The organism is Variovorax ginsengisoli, assembly GCF_030811835.1.
Classification (GTDB): domain Bacteria; phylum Pseudomonadota; class Gammaproteobacteria; order Burkholderiales; family Burkholderiaceae_C; genus Variovorax; species Variovorax ginsengisoli_C.
In genome coordinates this window covers 135,110-149,423 of record NZ_JAUSRO010000009.1, presented here as the reverse complement: position 1 = coordinate 149,423, position 14,314 = coordinate 135,110, and the positions used below count along the sequence as shown (strand labels likewise).

Here is a 14,314-nt window from a genome sequence, read left to right as displayed (position 1 = left end):
CTTCATGACACACTTCTCTCCACGCCGCCGGCTCGCGTTCGCAGCCGGCCTGCTCTCTGGCATCGTCGCGCTCAGCGGCTGCACAACGGTGGCGCCCTCGCCACCGCCCCCCATCCAGGTCAAGGTCTTCGTGGCGGCAATGTTCGAGATCGGCCAGAACACCGGCGACCGCGCTGGCGAATTCCAGCACTGGTACGAGCGCTACTGGAAGGGGGCAGCCCCCATCACCGTGCCGGGCGCCTTGCAGCCGGTGTACTGCAACGCAGACGGCGTGTGTGGCGCCGTCCTGGGCATGGGTAAGGTGAACTCCTCCTCGTCGATGCAGGCGATCCTGCTGAATTCAAGGTTCGATTTCTCCCAGGCCTATTACGTCATCTCCGGCGTGGCCGGCACGCCGCCCCAACGCGGGACCATCGGCGAGGTGAGCTGGGGCACCTGGCTGGTCGACTACGACCTGGGACACCGCTGGGCACCGGAGGAGAACAAAGCGGGTGAGCCGACATTCATGCCCCGCAAAGGCTACGAGGACTACCGCCGCTTCCAGCTCAACCCTGCGCTGGTCGGGTGGGCGATGAAGCTCTCGGCCGACACGCCGCTGAAGGATTCCCAGGCGGCCCGGACCTACCGCCTGCGCTATCCGGACGAGGCCGCCCGGCGTGCGCCCTTCGTCGGCACCGGCACGCACATGACCGGCGACACCTTCTTCCACGGCCCGGGCATGTCGCGGCAGGCCCAGTACATCGCCAAGCTCTACGGTGCGGACGATTACGTCATCACCGAAATGGAGGCCGCTGCCATCACGCTGGTGATCAAGCGCACCCACGGCACCGACCGGGTGATGAGCCTGCGCGGCGCGGTCAATTTCGATCAGGGCCACCCCGGGGAGAGCACGCTGGCCCACCTGGACCCCGCACCGGGCGAAACCGCAGGCGGCTTTAGCGAGACCGTGGAGAACGTCGCACTGGTTGGCAGCCGTGTGGTCGACCACATCGTGTTGAACTGGCCGCAGTGGCGCGACGGCGTTCCGGCGCGTTGACATGATGGCCCATCTCCTGCTCTGCCTCCCCACCGTGACGTCGACCGCTCTGGCGCCAGCGCCTGCCGGTGCGCTGCCGGGCCGCGACGTACGCATGCTGAACACCGTCGGCCGATGGGCCGTGCACGGCACGGCGCAGTCGCCCTTGCTGGTCTGGCCTTGCGCGCAGGCCCCTGCAGCCCAGGCGGCGGCCGCGCGCGCCACCCAGGCTCGCGGACAGACCGTCCTCGTCGTCACCCGTGGGGACGACGACTGGATCGAAGGACGAGACTTCCAAGCCTTCAGCGACGCGTTCGAGCCCGCACTGCACGCCCCTGCCCCCCAGAGTGAAGCCCGGGCGCGCCGGCTGCGCACCGAGGCCGACAAGCTCGAGGCGTTCTGCCTGGTCGTGCGCGCGGCGTCTGCGGCGGCGGACCAGGCAGCCTTCGCCGAAGTCGGCCGGGCGGCATCGAAGGCCCTGCGTGCCAAGTTCGGCGGCGGATCAATCACGTCGGCCTTCGCCTGGCTGGCCGGCCGCCACGGGCAGGAAGCGCTGGAGAGCGTGCTCACTGGCGAAGTCGAACTTGCCGGCGGATGGTCGCTGCAGCAGGTCGCCGATGCCGTTGAACTGGCGCGCCATGCGGAGCGTTTGCAAGGCGGCTGAATCGAGGGTGGTTGTATTTCAGTTTTACAAATCTTGAGTTGTAAAATCAATTAACAGCTTATGATGCGTGAAACTCACGGACAGGGTCGACAACCATGAGCGATTTCATTGTGCGCACGTCGGCGCAGCTGCCCGCACTGCTTCACGCGTTCCGCAAGCAAGAGGGCCTGACCCAGGCCGAAGCGGCCCTGCGCCTGGGCGTGACCCAACAGACGATGTCCGCGCTCGAGCGCAATGCCGAGAAGGTGAGCGCCGAACGACTCATGAAACTGCTGGGCATCCTGGGGGTCGAGCTGGTGCTGCGCAAGGTCGACCCGCTCGGTATCGAACCGTCGGCAAGCGCCGACCTGCCCGGCCAACCCGCCGGACCCGCCTGGTAGGCCATGGGACGACGTTCCCACACCCAGGCACTCGCCCTCTGGATGAACGGAGAGCGCGTGGGGACCTGGCACCTCCATCCGCAGTCTGGCGACCTGCTGACCTACGACCCCGGCTGGATGGCCGCCGCGCACGGCCGCCCCCTGTCGCTGTCGCTGCCCTTCATGCCGGGCGGCGCACCGCACCGTGGCGAAACAGTCCGGAGGTATTTCGAGAACCTGCTGCCCGACAGCGACGACATCCGCGCGCGGATCGCACGGCGTTACCAGACCACGTCGACCGATGCCTTTCCCCTCCTCGCAGAGATCGGGCGCGACTGCGTCGGTGCACTCCAGCTGCTGCCTGAAGGCGATGTGCCAGCGGCATCGCACCCCGTCCAGGCGACGCCCCTGGACGCACACGAGGTCGCGCAGGTGCTGCGCAATGCGGTCTCCCCCGTGGTCCAGAGCCAGGCCGATGACGATGCGAGCTTTCGCATCTCGATTGCCGGTGCCCAGGAGAAAACCGCGCTGCTACGCTTGAACGACCGGTGGTGCCTGCCGCACGGGGACACGCCGACCACGCACATCTTCAAGCTTCCATTGGGTTTGATCGGCGGCATGCAGTACGACATGCGCGAATCGGTGGACAACGAGTGGCTGTGCGCACTGATCCTGAAGGCCTACGGACTGCCGGTCGCGCCCTGCGAACCGCTGCAGTTCGAGGACCTCAAGGTGCTGGCCGTGGAACGCTTTGACCGCCGCTGGTGGCAGAGCCCCGCGGGCGACGCACGGCTCGTCCGGCTCCCGCAGGAGGACATGTGCCAGGCCAGGGCTGTCTCACCGCACGCCAAATACGAGGTCGATGGCGGCCCCGGCATCGACAGCATCATGGAGGTGCTGGAGGGCTCGATCGACCGCAGCAACGACCGCCGCACCTTCTTCGAGGCCCAGCTCGTCTTCTGGCTGCTTTGCGCGACGGACGGGCATGCCAAGAATTTCAGCCTGTTCCTCCATCCCGGCGGCCGCTATCGACTCACCCCGCTCTACGACGTGCTCTCCGCCTACCCGATCCTGGGCGAGGGACCGGGAAAGCTCTCGCCCTTCAAGGCGCGGATGGCCATGGCCGTGCGCTCGAAGAGTGCGCACTGGAAGATGCGGGAGATCTTGCGCAGGCACTGGGTGACGGTGGGCGAGCGCCACGGCGTGACCACCCGTGCCGGGAGAGACGCGCGCTTCGTGATCGACGAGCTGGTCGAGCGGACACCCCAGGTGATCCGGGATGTGCGCGCACAACTGCCGCCGGCGTTTCCGCCCGCGCTGGCGCAGGCCATCTTCAGCGGGCTTCAACAGGCGGCACACCGGCTCGCGGACTGATCTTCCAGGCGCTTGCCGTTTTCTACCGATCAACTGCCGCTCGTGGATCCCTAAGTGGTGGCTGAAAACGGTGATGATGCGTGCCGCAGGCCGCGCTGCATCATTGCGGTCCTTCGAGCGCGAACATTTCCTTGGCGGCGAAGAGGCCGTTGAGTGCAGCGGGAAAGCCGGCGTAGACCGCCATCTGCATGATGACCTCCACGATCTCCTGCTGCGTGCAGCCCACGTTGCGCGCGCCGTGAATGTGAACCCTCAGCTGAGGCGCGGCATTTCCCATGGCAGTGAGCGCAGCCACCACGGCGAGTTCCCGCGTCCGGAGGTCGAGCCCCGGCCTCGAATAGATGTCGCCGAAAGGAAATTCGATGAGCAGGCGCGCAAAGTCGGGCGCGATGTCTTTCAGGCCATCGATCACGTTCTGGCCTGCCTGGCCATCGACCTCCTTGAGCTTGGCCCAGCCGCGCACATACCGTTCATCATTCATCGATTTGCTTTCATGAGTGTTCATGGCCGCGACTCTAGGGCGAGCATCCTGATCCATCCAATACCGTTTTCGTGATACCTTTTTGGCATGAACAACGCGATCGACCTGCGGCAGTTTCGCTACTTCCTGGCAGTGAGCGAAGAGCTCAACGTGGGGCGGGCCGCGGCGCGTCTGCACATCTCCCAGCCACCGTTGAGCAGGCAAATCCAGCAGTTGGAGGATCAGATGGGCGTCGCACTGTTCGTGCGCACCCAAGCCGGCATGGCGCTGACCAAGGCGGGGATGGCCTTCGTGCCGGAAGTCCGGCGCACCCTGGCGCAGGCCGCGAAAGCCGTGGCGACCGCGAAGGCGGCGAGCGATGTGCAGGCCGACAGGTTCGTCGTTGGCTACACGACGGTGTTCGATCGAAGCGCCATCCCCGACGTGCTGGATCGTCTGCAGGCGCATTTTCCGGGCGCGCGGATATCGACCAAGGGCAAGCATTCGATCAACCTCGTGCGCGACGTCAAGAACGGCGCGATGGAGGTTGCATTCATCGGTTTGCACACCCAGGCGCCAGGGCTCGAAGTGCAACCACTGCTGCAGCAGCCCTTGATGGCCGCCCTGCCCTCTGTGCACCCTCTGGCGCGCAAGCGCCGGATTGGATTCGACGACCTGCGCGACGCGACGCTGTTCCGGTTCGAGCGCCGGCTCAACCCGGGCTTCTACGACCACTGCCAGGCGTTCTTCGAGCGCATCGACTTCAAGCCCCGCACGATTCCCGAACCCAACGACCATCACATCCTGCTCGGCCTCATTTCCGAAGGACGGGGCATCGCGTTGATCCCGTCATCGCTGCAACATGTCAAGCGGCGGGGCGTGGCTTTCCGCCCTCTGGAGAACAGGGCCGACGGACTGTCCAGCGGCATTGCCGTTGCTTACCGGCCAGGCAACCCCTCTCACGTCCTGGCGCGGTTCCTTGAACTCGTGGGCCTGCCCCCACCCTGATTGGCACCTGGATTGTTCCCCTGAAATGTAGGGTGGCAAGCGCCGGTCGCGGCCTCAGTCGTGCGCGCCGGACGCGATCGCGAGGAGTTGCTTGTCAGAGGGCTTGTCCCAATCCGGACCGTACGCCCCTGCGGCGTAGAAGCTCACCATTTCGTGGCGCACCATCGGATGCGTCCAGCCTTTTCCAGCCAGGCGTTGAATGACCGCGGGATGGACCCGGCGCTCGGTCAGATGATCCTGCAGGCTGCGGCTGAGCTCGGCCTGGCGTGATGCCGGCAGCGCGGCGATTTCCTTGACGATGGCTTCGATGCGCTCGGCCAGCCACCGGGTGCTCCATTGGGCGAGCTTGTCGCTCGGCAGCGCCGGCGCGGTCTCCTGGGCCTTGATGGCATCGGCTTTTTGCTGCGCTTCGGCCTGGGCGGCGACATGACCGGGCAGCACGCTCTTGAGATAGCGCAGTGGATCACGCAGCGGCTCGGGAAACGCACTGGCGGCACGCTTTTCCACGGCCTCCAGTCCGGTGGCGACCGCGGTATCGCCGTACTCGTCGATCAGCCGCTCGACGCGCGCATGATCGATGCCCAGGCGCTCCGCGGTGGCGAGCACACCCACATCCACGGGCTCCGCCGCACTGCGCTGCTGGAGCGCAAGAATCCGTTGCGGTTTCTTGCGAACGGTGAATTGCAGGTCGGCGACGAACCTTCCCGACTTGAACTCCAGCATTTCGACTTCGATGTCAGCCAGTGCGTTGATCTCTGCGATAGCGGGCCGAAGGGTATCGCGCTTGAAGATGCGGTACTCGAGCTTTTGAAGGCGTTCATCGTCGGGCCGTCCGAGCAGCACGGGACGCCACCAGCCCCAGGCTTTGCGCGCCGTCTGCCCGACCCCCAGGTAGCGCGAACAGATCTCGTAGAGTGCAATCGAGGGATGTGAACCTAACTGTGAGATCACATCCAAGGACAGCTTGGCGAAGATTTCCGGATCCAGGAGCTCGTTTCGCATGTTCACTGCATACGACCATTCAACAAAGATCTGGCCTCTTTGCTTGCGCAACGCTGCATGGGAAAGCATGCCGCAAGCGTCCCAATCCTGCCACTCGCCTGCCGTCGGTGATTGCCATTCGACGAGCGTGGTGAGCATCGATCGCAGGTGTGACTTGATGATCTTCATGTCCCCGCTGTTGTAGTCGAGGCCCTTGACGATGTCGGTCAACGCGGCGCTGAACGTTTCGCGCTCCAGGCCCTGGTCCTGCGCCAGGTGCAGCAGCACGTTCCATGTCCGGCGACCCAGCGCCGTGATCTTGCTGTTCTGGGGAACGAGCGCAAGCGCAAAAACAGGCTTGCGCAACTGACCCGGTTTGGCGGGGCGGGTGATGTCAAGGGGTGGCGCGGACGGCATGAAGCGACTTTAACCCGTGACGAGGCACATGTGAAACCAGGATTCACGTGTAGAAAACGTGTCCGCATCCTGCACATTCACTGTAAAAGCTCCACCGATACGACGTCTTGGACGTGGATTCGGCAGCGGCAGTTACTGAAAAAGCTCCGAAAAGGAGCTTCTGCAGTGAGGCAAACGGTGAGAAAACAACCCAAAACGGGCATCGATGGCCAGTGAGGGGTCCGTACTGTGTCCACTCACCGATGCGACTGTCGAGGCTCCACAGGGTCCTGTATCCACTCGGGATGCACCTGCAAAGGCTCCATAAGTCACTGATTGTTCTCCAAAATCGAGGATAACCTATTGATTTATAACAAGAAAATCCACCTAAAGTCTTAAAGGTATTCAAGGTGTTTGACTTTATAAATACCCGTAGGGAAGGGTTATGGAGCTTTTTCAGGAGAGATACAGTTGGCTGTGGACGAAAGTTTGACGGTTTGCGCAAAACACGTCCAAGACGCACAATCAAGCTATCAATCACTAGAGCAACCAACGATGGAAATACGACCGCAGATCACATTGGCTGGCGTTCACCAGCAAGCAGAAGAGGCTGCGGCAATGTTGTCGAGCATCCGAGCTGCGATGCTGGCCCCGATGATCCGAAAGGCCCCCCCGACATTCAGTGCCGATCAAGTGGCAACCTTGTGCGAAGCATCCTCACGTGGATCGTTCGCGCACAAGGTGGCAAGCCGCAAGGATATGCCTTCAGGAACGCTGGTGTCCAATGGGCGCAAGCGGATTTTTGAACTCGCAGAGGCTCGGCAATGGGTTCGGGAATACAGGAAGGATGTGCTCCGGCCGGAAGGCGCGGAGGCCATCACCATCTCGATCGCCAACTTTAAGGGTGGCACCACAAAGACAACCACGGCGATGACGCTCGCCCAAGGATTGAGCCTGATGGGGCACAAGGTCCTGGTGATCGATACCGATCCGCAAGCCTCGCTGACCACGCTGTTCGGGATTCTTCCGGACGTGGAGATCGGTCCACAGGACACGATCATGTCGCTGGCCGACGGATCGTCCACCACCGTTCGTCCTTTGATCCGACCCACCTATTGGGATGGACTGGACCTGGTGCCGGCTGCCTCGTCGTTGTTCGATGCAGAGTTCATGTTGCCGTCGCGGCAAGGCAAGGAAGGTCTTTCGGGATTCGAGTTCTACAAAGTGCTCGATCTGGGCATTGACGATGTCCGTGCTGATTACGACGTCATCATCATCGACAGCCCCCCTGCCCTTTCCTATCTGACGATCAACGCGCTGATGGCGGCGAACGGGATCATCATGCCATTGCCGCCCGAGACGCTCGACTTTGCGTCGTCTACGCAGTTCTGGTCCCTCTTCTCCGATCTCACGGAATCCATGCTCGAGGCACGAGGACAAACCAAGAGCTTCGACTTTATCAATGTCCTGTTGTCCAGAGTGCCACCCAAGGCAGGCCGTGGCGCGTCGACGACGGCGGATGCGGTCCGTGAGTGGATTTCCGCCACTTACAAAGAAAAAGTCCTTCCACTGGAGATTCCACGGACTTCCATCGCATCTCAGAAATCGTCTGGCTTCGGAACCGTGTACGACAGCGAAGCGGGCGATGCCAAGGACAAGACGTACAAGCGCGCGCGGGACGCTTACGATATGTTCGTGCAGCACATTGAAGTGTCGATCCGAAACGCTTGGGCGCGCCAGCTCAGCGGCGCGTTATGAGGGGGTTTGCACGGTGCAAACCCTCGGGTCGTCCTGCTCATTGACCACTTCTCGGCCCTTGCCGAACGCTTCATGCCTGGGGGTTTGCACGGTGCAAACCCCCCTGCCACCGATTCAGATGGGTAGTCATCGAGACCATCCAACTCTGGCCGCCTATCGCTTCTTTTCCCGACGGCGAGGCGGGCCAGAAGTACACGCATCAAGGAGAGCCCATGGCTAACAAGAATTTGATCAAACGCGCATTCAGCGTGACTGCGGGGCTTCCACCCGCGCACGCGGCTGCAGGTAGCACACCCAGTGCAGAGATTGCCGTGGCGGCTCCGATCACGGAGACACCGTCCGTACAGCAGAACCCTGGCTCGGAAGTACTGCCTTCACCTGTCGAAGGCGGCGGTGCGCCGACCCGTGACGTTCCGGCAGGAGCCAAACCGTTAACGCCGCCAAGGACAGGTCCGGGTTCGATGCTGGCATTCATGGCGCAGGAATCGGTCGTCCACAAAGAGGTGCTCCAACTGAGGGAGCGCGTTGCCGCTTTCGATGGTGCGGAGATCGCCAGACGTCTGGATCCGACGACGATCGCCGCGTCGCGCTGGGCCAATCGTGAGGAGGCGCATTTTGCGACCGATGCATTCGCCAAACTCAAAGACGAGATTGCGACAGCGGGCGGCAATGTGCAGCCCATCAAGGTTCGACCCATCGCCGATCGACCCACAGGTGATGCGGCCCCTGTATTTGAAATCGTCTATGGACATCGCCGCCACCGTGCGTGCCTGGAGCTGGGCATTCCTGTGCTTGCGCTCGTCCAGCAGGTGATGGAAGACGTCGATCTGTTCGTCGAAATGGAGCGTGAGAATCGTAACCGCGAAGACCTCTCAGCGTGGGAGCAGGGTGTCATGTACATGCGTGCGCTCGAGCAGGGACTGTTCCCCTCTGCCAAGCAGTTGGGTATTGCGATTGATCGGGACATGAGCAACATCAGCCGTGCGATGGCACTGGCCAAACTCCCCGCGGAAGTGGTGCGCGCCTTCGGCTCGCCGCTCAATCTCCAGTTCCGCTGGGCCACTCTGTTGAAGGATGCCCACCAGCGTGATCCTGAAGGCCTGCTCTCCATGGCCCGCGACATTGCTTCGCGTCAGCCCCGTCCAGCACCTGCCGAAGTGTTCGCCATCCTCACAGGAAGCACCACCCGAAAAGCGAATGGGGGTACATCGCAGGAATGGACCGATGCCGCTGGAAAGCCGCTTGCCTCGTTGACTGTGGACAAGCGGGGCAGGGTGACGGTGGTCTTTGACCAGGTGCTGGACGACGCGCAACGGCGGCGACTTTCAAAGATGCTGGACACTTTTGTGGGGTCTAAAACCTGACAGAAGACCAGCGACGGCCCGGGTCGACCCATCTGCTGTAACTATCACTTCAAGTTAGTGGTTGCTCTCGAAATGAACAGCATAATTCCTCACTTTCCAGATGCCTTGAGATGGGAAGTGTTAATCAAGAACGAATCGACACTCAAAAAAGCATTGATGATTATGCAAAGTGGGGTCGATAATCCCGGGCTTGAAACAGCCGCCGACTTCACGCAAGCTGGACTCTCGTCATTTCGCCTTCATGCGTGCCGTCGCGCAAGGCTTGGACGAGCGCGCGAGTTGGAACCGTTATCTGCGCGTGGAGGGCGAGCATGGAGATGCACGCGCGGTTCGCAAGACCATCGCGTGGATTCGCAATGAGTTTGCCGCCGCCGCCAAACGCGAGCGCCGCCCCGGCCTTGCACGGCTGATTCACCTTGATCCGGATCGGATCGCCGGGCTGCCCACTGTGCCTGGGCTGGCGGAATTCGCGGTTCAACGGGGTCTGGAAGATTTCTCCGAGGCCGAGCAGCTCGAAGCCTATGCGCTCGAGTACCCGCGTGAGGACGCCTTTGCGCGCTGTCAGCGCCCCCGCGAGCTGCGCCGGGCCAGACTCATCACGCGCCAGCTTGAAGCCATTCAGTGGCTGCAGGATCTGGTCGCTCAGGACCCGGCTCCCGACGACAGCGTTTCCGCATGGTTCCACCCCTTGCTCGCCGTTCGGCTGGAAGCTGCAGGGTTGGCCACGCTGCGCAGTGTGGTCGAGCGGATCAATGCCGTGGGCGCACGCTGGTGGCGCCACGCGCCGGCCATCGGTCCCGTCAAAGCCACGCGCATCGCGGAGTGGCTCCAGGACCACAGCGAAGCCCTGGGCCTGGTCGTCGCCCCTACCGCCACGGCACCCAGCGGTACGCAGAGGGCGGACCTACCCGAAGCGAGTCGGGCGTCGGACACCGGCATCGTGCCGTTCGAGAAGTTCTTGCTTCCCCTGGCCATGGACGGACGTCACGGACGTTTTCGCGCACCGTTGGCCGATAACCTGCTAGCCGCAACGAACGACCATCAAGCCATCGGCGAATGGCTGGCCTCCAAAGCCGGCGACGCGGCGCAGCCTGGATCGCCGTCGACCCAACGTTCCTACCGAAAAGAGGCGGAACGACTGCTCCTCTGGGGCATCCTGGAACGGCAGTTGCCGCTGTCCTCCATCGACGAAGAAGACGTGCGCGCGTTCTGCCTATTTCTGCGCAATCCGCCGCCTGGCTGGTGCGGGCCGCGTCATTGCCACCGCTGGTCGCCGCAGTGGCGTCCGCTCGAAGGACCGCTGTCGGATGCAGCGATGCGCCAGGCCCTGATCATCCTTCGCAGTCTCTTCACTTTCCTTGTCGAGAACAGGTATGTCACGTGCAACCCGTTTTCCACCGTTGCGCTTCCGCAGGATCGCCAACGTTTGACGAGCGCCGCCCGAGTCTTCAGCGACGCCGAATGGAAGCACCTTGTCGCGCGGATGCGGTCCCGCGGCGCCACGGCCGCCGACCGGCGTCTGGCGCGCGGCCTTCACTGGATCTATGAGACCGGCCTCGGACTCTCCGAGTTGGTCCACGCGCGATGCAGCGATCTGCGTCTTTGTGCGGACGCCGCCAATCCATCACGAGCAGATTGGCAATTGACAGTCAAAGGCAGGGGAGGGCGCCGCCGCAGTGTGGCGGTACCCCAACCGCTTGTGGATGAGCTCGCTGAAGAAATGGCCCGCTGCGGCCTGGGTCTGCCTCTCGATCCCACACGCCATCACGACATCCCTGTGCTCGGCCGCTTTGCGGCAGGGGAGGGGCCGCCCCGGCCGTGGTCGACGTCCGGCCTGTACCAGGCGGTGAAGGCGTTCCTCGCCGACGCTGCCGAAGGGCTGCCCCCGAACGACGCAGCGCATCTGCGTGCGGCGAGCACCCATTGGCTCAGGCACACACATCGCTTGCGCAGTGACCTGGCGGGTTAGATGGAAAGCTTCCATCCTTCAACGAAAACCGCGTAAGCGCTGCCTGGCAAGGGCTTCGAAGTTTCCCTAGAATAATCGCCTGCTCGGGCCGCGGCCTGAGCAACAAGCGTTCTCAGGGCGGGGTGCAACTCCCCACCGGCGGTGATGGCGACTCGTTCGCACAAGCCCGCGAGCGCCTGCTGCATGCATGTGCAGCAGGGTCAGCAGACTCGGTGCGACTCCGGGGCCGACGGTCACAGTCCGGATGAAAGAGAGCGCGTCGCCGTGGGTGGCACTGCGCGTTGTTTCGCGTGGCGCCGCGCATGGCCGCGTGCGCCCTGATTCAGGAAACCTGCTTTTGCATAGGCACACCATGAGTCAGATCAACGACCTTCCCCTTTCCGCCATGCCGGCATCGGAATCATCCGAAGCCCGGCGCGTTGCCTTCATCGAGGCGCAGTGGCATTCCGACATCGTCCATCAGGCACGCGATGCCTTCCTCGCCGAGATGGAGCGCCAAGGCTTTGCACGCGAACGCATCGACATCATCGATGTACCTGGCGCCTTCGAGATACCGCTGCATGCCAAGCGGCTCGCAAGGTCGGGGCGTTATGCGGCCATCGTCGGTTGCGCGCTGGTGGTCGACGGCGGCATCTATCGCCACGAGTTCGTCGCCAACACGGTTGTCAGCACGCTGATGTCGCTGCAGTTGGAGACCGGTGTGCCGATTCTGTCGGCCGTGCTCACACCGCACCACTTCCACGAACATGTGGAGCATCGCAAGTACTTCCATCGTCACTTCGCAATCAAGGGCACCGAGGCCGCCGACGCCTGCATCCGCACCATCGACAGCCTGCAGCGCGTGGACGCCATGCTGGCGACCTGAACGGCTCTTGGCGTCGTTGGCAGCCGCCTACTGGCGACGTCTGGAGTTACTTGGCGCCGCCTTTCCGACACTTCGCGATCTTCAGGCGCCTTACATCGCGTGCCGCTGTCATCGGCAATCTCTTTGTGCGAACTTCAGGCCATCATTTTCCCCTGGAGCCTCGCCATGAACTTCTCCCGAGCACTGACCGTCCTCGCCGCTGCGCTCTTGCTACCACTGGCGGCTAACGCGGCCGATCTTCGCGTCACAGTCAGCGATGGCCCAGTGGCCTCAGCCACTCTCTATGTGGCACTGTTTGCCACCGCTGAAGCCATGGCTGCAGACAAGCCGCTGGCCTCGCAGACGCTTCCAATGCGCGACGGCACCGCACAGTTGGTGTTCATCGGCTTGCCGCAGGGGCACTATGCGCTCAAGTCCTTCGCCGACGAGAACGGCAACGGCAAGCTCGACACGAATCTGGTCGGTCTGCCGACCGAGCGCTATGGGTTCTCGAACGACGCCAAAGGCCGCATGGGGCCACCGGGATTCGACGCGGCTGCGGTGCAGCTCGATGCCGACAGCAGCATTGCCTTTCGTCTTCATTGAGCGTCAGTTCATGGACCGCCGTGAACTTTTGCGCCGGCTGGCCGCGGCCGGCAGCGCGCTCGTGCTCCCGTCACTGTCTGCACGCGCCAACGACGACGAGAACTGGCAGGCTCAATTCGAGGCCTCGACGACACCCTGGAAATCCGCGTTTGCCACGGTCGCAGGCGATATACCGTTGACCGCAGCCACAGTGCGCGGACGCTTTCCCGATGCGGTGGCCGGCACGTTGTATCGGATCGGCCCGGCGGGCCACGACCTCGGCGGCCAACGCTATCACCACTGGTTCGACGGCGATGGCATGGCGCATCGATTCGTGATCGAGGGCAACGAAGTCCATCACCAAGGCCGCTATGTCGCAACCGCCAAGCGCGTGGCTGAAGTACGCGCCGGTCGCCTGTTGGTCGAGGGGTTCGGCACGATGTTCCCGGGTACCGAACCGGTGAGCGCACCAGACAGCATGAACGTCGCCAACATCAACGTGCTGCTCATCGGCGGTGACTTGCTGGCGTTATGGGAAGGTGGCTCGGCGACCCGAATGGACCCGCGTACGCTGGAGACGCGCGGCCTCAAGACGTGGCGTGCGGATCTCGCAGGCGTGCCGTTCTCGGCGCATCCGAGGATTGACATCGACGGCACGGTATGGAATTTCGGTGTCAGTTCGAGCAGCGGGTTGTTGGTGCTCTACGAGATCGCGCCCGATGGCACGCTGCGTCGCGCGGATGCGCTGCCCGTTTCCGAGCTGCCAATGATTCACGATTTCGCGGTGACTCCCCGACATCTCGTGTTCCTGATGCCGCCCCTGGTCTATGACGTCCAGCGCAAAGCGGCGGGCATGAGCTTTCTCGACGCGCATGTGTGGCGCCCCGAACTGGGCATGCGCGCGCTGGTGATCGATAAGAAGGACTGGACGCGGCGACGGATGCTGGCACTGCCTTCCGGCTTCTTATTTCACCTCGGCAATGCCTGGGAAGAAGAGACGGCGAGCGGTACGGTGGTCCACGTTGACTACGTGCGATCGCCTGATGCATCGAGCGTCTTCACGCGCACCCGCGAGGTCATGCGGGCGCGTCTCTTGCGTGGTCCCGGGCCTCGTCTGACCGTGGCCAGCCTGAATCTCGGGACCGGCAAGGCAACGCAAGTCGAATTGCCCGTCGAAGCCGAATTCCCGCGCATGGACCCTCGTCTGGTCGGCCTGCGACACCGGCAGGTGGTTCATGCCGCTCAACTGCGCGATGGCCTGCCCTTGTGGGGCGCCATCGCGCGCACCGACGTCGAATCGGGAGCCACCCAACGTTTCAGCTACGGATCGCAGACGCTGGTCGAAGAGCATCTCTTCGTGCCTGATGGAAACGGACCCGGCTGGGTGCTCGGAACCGCATTGGACGCGGGGCAGCGAAAAACCGTCCTGTCGTGCTTCGCTGCCGACGCACTGGCCGACGGGCCGGTGGCACAGGCGACGTTGCCATACGCGCTGCCGTTGGGCTTGCATGGAAATTTTGTGGCGGCGTGACACCCT

Annotated in this window: 13 protein-coding genes and 1 riboswitch; of the genes, 11 read left to right on the top strand and 2 right to left on the bottom strand. The window is 63.2% G+C overall.

Annotated elements, in window-relative coordinates; all coding sequences use genetic code 11:
- Positions 1-4: 4 nt before the first annotated feature.
- From J2W36_RS15445 to J2W36_RS15430, 4 genes are all read left to right on the top strand, one after another.
- The gene (locus tag J2W36_RS15445) at positions 5-1,036 is read left to right on the top strand and encodes a purine-nucleoside phosphorylase (RefSeq protein ID WP_307690632.1); all 1,032 of its coding nucleotides are present in this window, start codon (positions 5-7) and stop codon (positions 1,034-1,036) included.
- Between the two features lie 34 nt (positions 1,037-1,070).
- A complete protein-coding gene (locus J2W36_RS15440) occupies positions 1,071-1,679 on the top strand; it encodes a hypothetical protein (protein WP_307690631.1) in 609 nt (202 codons plus the stop codon).
- Positions 1,680-1,774: 95 nt separating this feature from the next.
- Complete coding sequence (locus J2W36_RS15435) at positions 1,775-2,059, top strand: helix-turn-helix transcriptional regulator (protein ID WP_307690630.1); 285 nt, start codon at positions 1,775-1,777, stop codon at positions 2,057-2,059.
- Between the two features lie 3 nt (positions 2,060-2,062).
- Positions 2,063-3,412, top strand: a complete 1,350-nt coding sequence (locus J2W36_RS15430) for a type II toxin-antitoxin system HipA family toxin (RefSeq protein WP_307690629.1) — start codon at positions 2,063-2,065, stop codon at positions 3,410-3,412.
- A 100-nt stretch (positions 3,413-3,512) separates the two neighbouring features.
- Here J2W36_RS15430 and J2W36_RS15425 read toward each other — a convergent pair whose 3' ends face one another.
- Positions 3,513-3,893, bottom strand: coding sequence for a carboxymuconolactone decarboxylase family protein (locus J2W36_RS15425; protein WP_307690628.1), 381 nt, complete (start codon positions 3,891-3,893; stop codon positions 3,513-3,515).
- Between the two features lie 87 nt (positions 3,894-3,980).
- Between J2W36_RS15425 and J2W36_RS15420 the strand changes: the two genes are divergently transcribed.
- The gene (locus tag J2W36_RS15420; RefSeq protein WP_307690627.1) at positions 3,981-4,880 is read left to right on the top strand and encodes a LysR family transcriptional regulator; all 900 of its coding nucleotides are present in this window, start codon (positions 3,981-3,983) and stop codon (positions 4,878-4,880) included.
- A 54-nt stretch (positions 4,881-4,934) separates the two neighbouring features.
- Here J2W36_RS15420 and J2W36_RS15415 read toward each other — a convergent pair whose 3' ends face one another.
- Positions 4,935-6,278, bottom strand: a complete 1,344-nt coding sequence (locus J2W36_RS15415; protein WP_307690626.1) for a replication initiation protein — start codon at positions 6,276-6,278, stop codon at positions 4,935-4,937.
- A gap of 456 nt (positions 6,279-6,734) precedes the next feature.
- Between J2W36_RS15415 and J2W36_RS15410 the strand changes: the two genes are divergently transcribed.
- The 6 genes from J2W36_RS15410 (at position 6,735) to J2W36_RS15385 (ending at position 14,308) form a co-directional block, all read left to right on the top strand.
- Entirely contained in the window at positions 6,735-8,015 is a 1,281-nt protein-coding gene (locus tag J2W36_RS15410; protein ID WP_307690738.1) for an AAA family ATPase, read from the top strand.
- A 212-nt stretch (positions 8,016-8,227) separates the two neighbouring features.
- Positions 8,228-9,379 carry a ParB/RepB/Spo0J family partition protein gene (locus tag J2W36_RS15405; RefSeq protein WP_307690625.1) on the top strand — a complete coding sequence of 384 codons (1,152 nt, stop codon included), beginning with the start codon at positions 8,228-8,230 and terminating at the stop codon, positions 9,377-9,379.
- A 190-nt stretch (positions 9,380-9,569) separates the two neighbouring features.
- Positions 9,570-11,348 carry a site-specific integrase gene (locus J2W36_RS15400; protein ID WP_307690624.1) on the top strand — a complete coding sequence of 593 codons (1,779 nt, stop codon included), beginning with the start codon at positions 9,570-9,572 and terminating at the stop codon, positions 11,346-11,348.
- 104 nt (positions 11,349-11,452) lie between these two features.
- Positions 11,453-11,608: riboswitch (FMN riboswitch) on the top strand.
- Positions 11,609-11,700: 92 nt separating this feature from the next.
- Positions 11,701-12,213 carry a 6,7-dimethyl-8-ribityllumazine synthase gene (locus J2W36_RS15395; RefSeq protein WP_307690623.1) on the top strand — a complete coding sequence of 171 codons (513 nt, stop codon included), beginning with the start codon at positions 11,701-11,703 and terminating at the stop codon, positions 12,211-12,213.
- Between the two features lie 165 nt (positions 12,214-12,378).
- Positions 12,379-12,798 carry a DUF2141 domain-containing protein gene (locus J2W36_RS15390; RefSeq protein WP_307690622.1) on the top strand — a complete coding sequence of 140 codons (420 nt, stop codon included), beginning with the start codon at positions 12,379-12,381 and terminating at the stop codon, positions 12,796-12,798.
- A gap of 10 nt (positions 12,799-12,808) precedes the next feature.
- On the top strand, positions 12,809-14,308 hold the full coding sequence (locus J2W36_RS15385; RefSeq protein WP_370869333.1) for a carotenoid oxygenase family protein: 1,500 nt from the start codon (positions 12,809-12,811) through the stop codon (positions 14,306-14,308).
- Positions 14,309-14,314 lie beyond the last annotated feature (6 nt).